The following is an 8229-nucleotide window of genomic DNA, read 5'->3' on the forward strand; positions in this document are numbered from 1 at the left end:
TCGCCTGCTACTTGCGGCCAGCGGTCCAGTTCATGCCGAACCCGTACGCCTCATCGATTTCCTTCTGCGCACCACGGACGTAGCGGACCTCGCGGGTGACGGTCAGCTCGCGACCGTTGCTCTGCAACATCGCGATCGCGCAGGAGATGGCCTGGTTGTCCGCCGAGTCGAGCTTGACCTCGACCTGCGGTCCCGACGTCGGGAACAGGGTGACGACACCGTTGGCCTGCGACCAGTTCGGCGCACCCTGGTAGATGTACGCGAAGATCAGGATCCGCCGGAACTTGCTGATGTCGGCGAGGTTGATGTGGAGGTTCTCCCCTGCGGTGTTGCTGCCGCTGCGGTCGTCGCCGTCGAGGTGGATGAACGGTCGCTGGTTCAATGCGCCGAACGAGTTTCCGAGCGCCTGGACCACGCCGACGGAGCCGTCGGCCAGCTCGTACATCGCCGCGAGGTCCAGGTCGATGCTCGGCGCCGCCGCTGCCTTGAGCTTCGCCAGGAAGCCCTTGCCCGCGGGCGCCGCTGCTCCGGCGGTCCAGTTCAGGTTCACGCGCATCGTGCCCTGGCCGTCACCCGACTTCGCCAGGGAGATGGTGGGGGTGGCCTTGTCGAGGGTCACCTTGTTCAGGTTGATCGCCATGGTGCGACTCCTTGTCTGGTTGATGTCGCGCCCCACCCCGGCCTGCGGGGTGGGGCGGCGAGTAGCGCGGGTGGTGCCAGCGGGTCAGGCGTTGACCGCGGCGCGATCGTCCGGATCGAGGTCACCGCCGGTGTCGGCACCGCGCTTATTGCGAATGACGCTGGTGACCAGGGCAGCAACGATCAGGACAACGCCGATCAGGCCGGTGAAGACCTCGTTGACGTGGGTTCCGATGGAATACAGCAGGATCAGCGCGAGGGCACCGATCGCCCAGTGCGCACCATGCTCGAGATACACATACTCCGACAGCGTTCCCTGGCGCACCAGGTACACGGTGAGCGAGCGGACGAACATGGCGCCGATGAAACCGAGGCCGAGCGCAATGATGATCGGATCCGAGGTGATCGCGAACGCGCCGATCACACCGTCGAACGAGAACGACGCGTCCAGAACCTCAAGGTAGAGGAACAGGAAGAAGCCGGCCTTGCCGGTGGCCTTCGCCAGCTCGGTCGGTCCGGACCGTCCCGTCGACTCGTCCTCTTCTGCGACGTTGAACAGTTCACCGAGGCCGTTGACGGCGATGTAGGTGATCATGCCCAGCGCACCGGCGATCATGACGGTGGATGTCTCGTCGGCCGGGGCGATGAACACCGCGGTGAGTACGAGCAGACCTGCGGCGATGACGACGTCGAGCTGATCGAGCTTGCCGATCCTGGCGAGCGGCCGCTCGATCCACGACAGCCAGGTGATCTCCTTCTCCTCGAGGATGAAACCGAGGAAGAGCATCAGCAGGAACATGCCGCCGAAGGCCGCGATCTGCGGATGCGCGTCGGTGATCAGGGTTTCGTAGCTCGGTGACCCGTCCGGGAAGTAGGCGGCATCGTCGGCCGGCGGGTTGAGTGCCAGGTCGAGGGCCGCGATCGGGCCGAGCCCGGAGGCGAGCCAGACGATGACGAGCGGGAACACCAGTCGCATGCCGAAGACGGCGATGACGATGCCGATCGTGAGGAAGATCTTCTGCCAGAACTCACTCATCCGGCGCAGGACGGTCGCGTTGATGACCGCGTTGTCGAACGAGAGGGAGACCTCGAAGATGCCGAGGATCAGGCACAGCAGGAGTGCCTGCGGTCCACCGTAGAGGAACGCCACCACCAGGGAGACGACAGTGACGACAATGGAGATGCCGAATGTGCGGAGTACCACGGGAGGTGGCCTTTCTCAATGGGGAATGAAGTGGCGGCGCCGGGTCACTGCGGCTCGGGCACCACCGAGAAGTGGAACGTCAGATGTTGACGCCGTAGTCGCGGGCGATGCCCGCCAGACCGGATGCGTAGCCCTGGCCGACGGCACGGAACTTCCACTCGGCACCGTTGCGGTAGACCTCGCCGAAGATCATGGCGGTCTCGGTGGAGGCGTCCTCCGACAGGTCGTAGCGGGCCAGTTCGATGCCGGTGTTGCGGTCGACGACGCGAATGAACGCGTTGATGACCTGGCCGAAGGACTGTCCGCGCTCGACCGCGTCGTGGATCGAGACGGGGAAGAAGATGTTCGTCACCTTCGGGTCGAGGGCGGTGAGGTCGATGTTGATCGACTCGTCGTCGCCGTCGCCCTCACCGGTGAGGTTGTCGCCGGTGTGCTCGACCGCACCGTCCGGGGACTTGAGGTTGTTGTAGAACACGAAGTGGCTGTCCGAGAGCACCTTGCGCTCTGCTCCGGTCAGCAGCGCCGAGGCGTCGAGGTCGTAGGCGGCGCCGGTGGTGGTGCGCTGATCCCAGCCGAGTCCGACGGTGATCGACGTCAGGTTCGCCGTCTGCTTCGACAGGGAAACATTGCCGCCCTTGGCGAGTGACACGCTCATGGAATCTCCATCCGAAAGTGGTGAGCCGGGAAGGGGGACCGCACGACGACGTCCCCCGTCTCGGAATGGTGCGAACGGTGCTACGGCACGAGAGGGGCGACTGCGCTGGCCCCGGGACAGGTGGCGGCGCAACCGTTTTCCTCGGTGCGCCGCCACCCGCGTGTCACGTGCTAGACGTTGACGCCGAAATCGCGGGCGATGCCCGACAGTCCCGACGCGTAGCCCTGGCCGACGGCGCGGAACTTCCAGTCGGCACCGTTGCGGTACAGCTCGCCGAACACCATCGCGGTTTCGGTGGACGCGTCCTCCGACAGGTCGTAGCGGGCCAGTTCGGAGTTGTCGGCCTGGTTGACGACGCGGATGTAGGCGTTACGGACCTGGCCGAACGACTGGCTGCGGTTGTCGGCGTCGTAGATCGACACCGGGAAGACAATCGAGTCGATGGTCGCGGGCACGGCGGCCAGGTCGACCTTGATGATCTCGTCGTCGCCGTCGCCCTCACCCGTGGTGTTGTCGCCGGTGTGCTCGATCGCTCCGTCGGGGGACTTGAGGTTGTTGAAGAACACGAAGTGCTGGTCGGAGACGACCTTCTTGTCGGTACCCAGCGCGATCGCGGACGCGTCGAGGTCGAAGTCCTGCCCGGTCGTGGTGCGCAGGTCCCAGCCGAGACCGACGGCCACCGCGGTCAACCCGGGGGCCTCCTTCGTCAGCGAGACATTGCCACCCTTGGTCAGGCTCACGCCCATGTTTGGTCCTCCTGGACTCGTTGTGCTGTCACGGTTCCCGGCGTGTTCCGGAAACCGACGTCGTAGGTGCACCTTCCGGCCGGTGGCCGGTGTGCGGTCGATCGACGGCCGATGCGACGATCAGAGGTCGAACTCGCCGGGGTCGATGCCGACCGCGAAGCATGCTTCCTTGACCGCGTTCTTCTCGTACTGGTCGAAGTTGCCGTCCGCGCCGCCGATGATGATGCCGATCTGAATCACCGCACGGGCCTGCTCGGGCTTGGACTTGAGCTTGCCGATCGTGGCGGTGGCCTCGACCTTGCCGAAGTCGAAATCGCCAGCCAGCTTGTCGCAGTACCAGTCGAACTTCTCGCGCAGCTCGTCGGGGGTGAACACCTTCAGCGACTCGTTCGACATGATCAGCGCCGCCGTCTTCTGGCGCTCGGACGGGTCGATCCTGCCGTCGGCCGCGGCGATCAAGGCGCACATGGCCATCGAGCCGTTCGCGAACTCCTTGTTCTTGAACTGGGCGGTCTTCGTCTGCAGCTGCCCGTTCAGTTCCTGAGTCTTCGCCTTGAGCTGGTCCCAGAATCCCATCTGTCCTCCTGTTGTGGTCGCGGTCAACGTGTCGTTCGCATGGGTGAGCACTGTCGCGGGTGCGGATGAACACGCGGTTGCGCGACGGAGGCCGGCATCCGAACTGAGACCGCGCCTACGTCGAGAATGCGTCTACCTGCTGTACCCCACCGGGTTTCCGTGGCCGCCGTACCCCCGGCGCCGCGTCCGTCCCGTCCGCCGACCCGGTTCTCGCCGACCTGGAAGTCCCACTTACCGAAGAGGATATTTCACGCGAATCCGACACAAACGACTGACACCCCACTCACCACAACGGTCCGGTGCTTCGACCGAAGGCGTTGGCCGAGAGCGGGCCCCGCACAGGGCGTGTCGGAGGTACGCCAAAATCCCCCCGCCCGGCGCGGGGTCCGGGGCGGCGGGGGTGTGGATCAGGGAAGCGTCGGGATCATCGCCGGACGCGACGGTGTCGCGAACCTGCGGTCGTTGGACGGGCGCGCCGCCGGGTCAGCTGAACTTGATCTCGAGGCCGATGCCGAGGATCGCAATCAGCCAGATCGCGGCGGTGAAGACCGTCAGCCGGTCGAGGTTCTTCTCGACCACCGTGGAACCCGACAGGCTGGACTGCACGCCGCCGCCGAACAGGCTGGACAGGCCGCCGCCCTTGCCGCGGTGCAGCAGCACCAGCAGTACCAGCAGGAGGCTGGTGACGATCAGCAGGATGTCCAGGAAAAGTCTCATCTCGGCGGTACGCTGCCCTTCACGAAACGGTGGTGGCCACAAGTCGTCCCAGCCTACCCGACGCCGGGCAGGGGGCCGTGCGCGATTCGTACCCCGGGTGGGGTACGAATCGCGCACGGGCGCGAAGCGCACTAGAGGCGGCGGGCCAGGGCGCGGCCTGCGCTGCGCCCGGAGAAGATGCAGCCGCCGAGGAAGGTGCCCTCGAGCGCGTTGTAGCCGTGCACGCCGCCGCCCCCGAACCCCGCGACCTCGCCCGCGGCGTACAGGCCGTCGAACGCGGTGCCGTCGGGCCGGATCACCTGCGAGTCGAGGTCGGTCTCGAGCCCGCCGAGGGTCTTGCGGGTGAGCAGGTTCAGGCGCACCGCGATCAGCGGGCCGTGCTCGGGGTCCTGCAGCTTGTGCGGTTTCGCGACGCGCACCACCTTGTCCGCCGGGTAGGCGCGGGCGTTGCGGATCGCCATCATCTGCATGTCCTTCGAGTAGGCGTTGTCCACCTCCCGGTCCCGCGCGATCACCTCCCGCTCGACCTGCTCGTAGTCCAGCTGCGGGCCGGGGTTGATGGCGTTCATCCCGTCGACGAGGTCGCGGAGATTGTCGCGGACGACGAAGTCCTCGCCGTGCTGCTTGAACGCCTCAACCGGCCCGGTCGCACCCTTTTTGACCCGGCCGAGCAGCAGTTTGAGGTCCTTGCCGGTCATGTCGGGGTTCTGCTCGGAACCCGACAGCGCGAACTCCTTCTCGATGATCGACTGGGTCAGGATGTACCAGGTGTGGTCGTGGCCGGTGCCGAGGATGTACTTGAGCGTGGCGAGGGTGTCGAAACCGGGGAACAGTGGGACGGGCAGTCGGGTACCGGTGGCGTCGAGCCACAGCGACGAGGGGCCGGGGATGATCCGGATCGCGTGGTCGGGCCAGATCGGGTTCCAGTTGATGATGCCCTCGGTGTAGTGCCACATCCGGTCCCGGTTGACGATGTTGCCGCCCGCGTCCTCGGTGATGCCGAGCATCCGGCCGTCCACGTGGGCGGGGACGCCGGTGATCATCCGCTCCGGCGCGCGACCGAGACGCTCCACCGGCCAGTTCCGCTTCACCAGGTCGGGGTTGCCGCCGATGCCGCCGGAGGTGACGATCACGGCCTGCGCACGCAGTTCGAACTCCCCGGTGGTGTCCCGGTTAGACCGGACACCGCGAGGTTCGTGTGCCGGGGCGAGGACGGCGCCCCGGACGCCGACCGCGGCGCCGTTCTCCACGATCAGCTCGTCGACCCGATGCCGGTGCCGGAAGGTGACCAGCCCGCGGGCTGCGGCGTCGAGCACCGGCTCGAGGAACACCCGCACCACCTCGGGGCCGGTGCCCCAGGTGATGTGGAAGCGGGGCACCGAGTTGCCGTGCCCGGTGGCGAGCCCGCCGCCGCGCTCGGCCCAGCCGACGTTCGGCATCACCCGCAGGCCCAGCTCGTGCAGGTAGGCGCGCTTGTCACCGGCAGCGAAGTCGACGTAGGCACGCGCCCACTGCCGGGGCCAGTGGTCCTCGCGGTCCCGGTCGAACCCGGCGCTGCCGAGCCAGTCCTGCAGCGCGAGTTCGTAGGAGTCCTTGATGCCCATCCGGCGCTGCTCGGGGCTGTCGACGAGGAACAGTCCGCCAAGCGACCAGAACGCCTGACCGCCGAGGTTGGCCTCGTTCTCCTGGTCGACGACGAGGACGGTTCTGCCCGCCCGGGTCAGTTCGTAGGTGGCGACCAGGCCGGCGAGGCCGGCCCCGACGACGATGACATCGGCTGTCTCGGACATCACTTCTCCTCGCTGTAACTGCGGAGCACATGGACGAACAGGTCGGTACGTGCACGGGATACTCGGGGGTCGTCCGGTTCCATCAGCACCTGGCTGGAGGTGCCGTCGTGGACCGCGACGAGCGCGCGGCCGAGCGCCTGCTGGTTGAGGATGCGGCGCCCTGCTCGGGTGAGCGCGGACTCGACGATGGGCATGATCGTCGCCTGGATCGCCGCCTCGCGGGCGGCCATGACCGGCTTGAGGGCCGGGTTGCGCAGCGCGTGCGCGGTGAACTCGGCGGTGACGCGGTACCACCGGTCGTCGACCGGGATCGCGTCGAGGATGCGCGCGGCCGCGTGATCGAGGTCGAGTGGGCCGTCGGGCAGCGCCGCTGTCATGGCCGTCGTCACGGCGGCGCGGAGGTCGGCGAGCATGGCCGTTGACCGCTGCTCCCACATCGCGAGGAACAGTTCGTCGAGTGAACCGAAGTTGGAGTAGAACGCGCCGCGGGTGAATCCCGCACGCTCGCAGACCCGTTCGACGGTGGCGCGGCCGACACCCTCCTCGGCGAACGCGTCGAGGGCGGCGGCGAGCAGCCGTTCCCGGGTCTGCGCTCGACTCCTGGCCATGCTCGATACACTAGTGTATCGAGCGGCTGGGGAGGCGGAACTCCGGACATTCCGGTCGCGCCGCCGCGCGGCGCGGCGGCCGCACCGCGCGGGAAGCCGATACCCTCGACCCCGTGGCCGACACCTCGACGATCGTGCACCTGCGTCCCCTCGAACGCGACGACCTGCGGTTCGTGCACCTGCTGTTCAACGATTCCCAGGTGATGCGGTACTGGTTCGAGGAGCCGTACGAGTCGCTCGCCGAACTGACCCAGCTGTACGACCGCCACATCCACGACGAGCGGGAACGGCGTTTCGTCATCGAATCCGGCGGCGACGCGGTCGGGCTGGTGGAACTGGTGGAGATCGACTACATCCACCGGAACTGCGAGTTCCAGATCATCGTGGCACCCGGCAACCAGGGCAGGGGCTACGCGGGCATCGCGACCCGCAAGGTCCTCGCCCACGCGTTCGGGGTGCTCAATCTGCACAAGGTGTATCTGCTCGTCGACACCGAGAATCACGCCGCGGTGCACATCTACGAGAAGGTCGGGTTCACCGTCGAGGGAGTGCTGCGGGAGGAGTTCTTCGCCGCCGGGCGCTACCGCGACGCGACCCGGATGGGCATCTTCCAGCGCGACTTCCTCGCCGGGTAGGCCCGAGCGGGGCCGCGGCCACCTCGCCCCCGAAGCCGCTGACAGGCCGCTCCCCAATGAGGGACACTGACAGTCATGAGAGCGTGGTTCGCGGCCGGTGCGACGACGGCATTCACCGGCCGCTACGTGCTGCTCAGGATGCTGCTGGTCAAGTTCAAGCGGAACGTCGACGCCCTCAACGCGGGCGACCACCGGCCGCTGCTGCGCTCGTACCACCGCGATGCGGTGCTGCGATTCGCGGACGGCGATCACCGGTGGGCGGGGGTGCACGCCGGCCGGGACGCGATCGAGGAGTTCTTGAAGAGCTTCGTCCACGCCGGGCTGCGCGGCGAGATCGTCGAGGCCTACTTCGGCGGGCCGCCGTGGCGGATGACGATCCTCGTCCGCTTCAACGACCATGCGCTCGCGCCCGACGGCACCGTCGCCTACCGAAACAGGACCATCCTGCAGGTCCGCACCAGGTGGGGTCGCATCGTCGAGCAGGAGGACTTCTACGAGGACACCGCCCGGATCGAGGCGTTCGACGCCCGGCTGCGTGAACTGGGCCTCGGCCCGAGGCCATAGCGCCGCACGCCGACGCGTCCGTACCCCCCGTACGCGCCGCCGACCCGTGAACGCCGGTGGGGGGCCCGCCCCCCCCCGGCCGGGCGCCCCCCCCC

10 protein-coding genes are annotated in these 8229 nt (G+C 67.5%); 2 read left to right on the plus strand and 8 right to left on the minus strand.

Annotation, left to right across the window (positions count from 1 at the left end; translation table 11 throughout):
* Window positions 1–7: 7 nt before the first annotated feature.
* The 8 genes from ACFWPA_RS01590 to ACFWPA_RS01625 all read right to left on the minus strand — a co-directional run bounded on the left by ACFWPA_RS01590 (window position 8) and on the right by ACFWPA_RS01625 (window position 6935).
* The gene (locus ACFWPA_RS01590; protein WP_378506321.1) at window positions 8–640 is read right to left on the minus strand and encodes a Tellurium resistance; all 633 of its coding nucleotides are present in this window, start codon (window positions 638–640) and stop codon (window positions 8–10) included.
* An 84-nt stretch (window positions 641–724) separates the two neighbouring features.
* Window positions 725–1843: a DUF475 domain-containing protein gene (locus ACFWPA_RS01595; protein ID WP_378569511.1), complete on the minus strand. Its 1119-nt coding sequence runs from the start codon at window positions 1841–1843 to the stop codon at window positions 725–727.
* Window positions 1844–1922: 79 nt separating this feature from the next.
* Window positions 1923–2498, minus strand: coding sequence for a TerD family protein (locus tag ACFWPA_RS01600; RefSeq protein WP_378506319.1), 576 nt, complete (start codon window positions 2496–2498; stop codon window positions 1923–1925).
* Window positions 2499–2668: 170 nt separating this feature from the next.
* Window positions 2669–3244 (minus strand): TerD family protein, encoded by a 576-nt coding sequence (locus ACFWPA_RS01605; protein WP_378506318.1) that lies wholly within the window; start codon window positions 3242–3244, stop codon window positions 2669–2671.
* Between the two features lie 120 nt (window positions 3245–3364).
* Window positions 3365–3820, minus strand: coding sequence for a tellurite resistance TerB family protein (locus ACFWPA_RS01610; protein WP_378506317.1), 456 nt, complete (start codon window positions 3818–3820; stop codon window positions 3365–3367).
* Between the two features lie 483 nt (window positions 3821–4303).
* Window positions 4304–4537 carry a preprotein translocase subunit SecG gene (secG, locus tag ACFWPA_RS01615; RefSeq protein ID WP_378506316.1) on the minus strand — a complete coding sequence of 78 codons (234 nt, stop codon included), beginning with the start codon at window positions 4535–4537 and terminating at the stop codon, window positions 4304–4306.
* A 131-nt stretch (window positions 4538–4668) separates the two neighbouring features.
* Complete coding sequence (locus tag ACFWPA_RS01620; protein ID WP_378506315.1) at window positions 4669–6327, minus strand: FAD-binding dehydrogenase; 1659 nt, start codon at window positions 6325–6327, stop codon at window positions 4669–4671.
* Entirely contained in the window at window positions 6327–6935 is a 609-nt protein-coding gene (locus ACFWPA_RS01625; protein ID WP_378506314.1) for a TetR/AcrR family transcriptional regulator, read from the minus strand. The genes ACFWPA_RS01620 and ACFWPA_RS01625 overlap by 1 nt, the downstream gene beginning before the upstream one ends.
* A gap of 113 nt (window positions 6936–7048) precedes the next feature.
* Here ACFWPA_RS01625 and speG point away from each other — a divergent pair, with 113 nt between their 5' ends.
* A complete protein-coding gene (speG, locus tag ACFWPA_RS01630) occupies window positions 7049–7570 on the plus strand; it encodes a spermidine N1-acetyltransferase (protein ID WP_378506313.1) in 522 nt (173 codons plus the stop codon).
* Window positions 7571–7645: 75 nt separating this feature from the next.
* Window positions 7646–8134, plus strand: coding sequence for a nuclear transport factor 2 family protein (locus ACFWPA_RS01635; protein WP_378506312.1), 489 nt, complete (start codon window positions 7646–7648; stop codon window positions 8132–8134).
* Window positions 8135–8229: the final 95 nt, after the last annotated feature.

This window comes from Rhodococcus sp. NPDC058505 (assembly GCF_042720095.1).
GTDB lineage: Bacteria > Actinomycetota > Actinomycetes > Mycobacteriales > Mycobacteriaceae > Rhodococcus_G.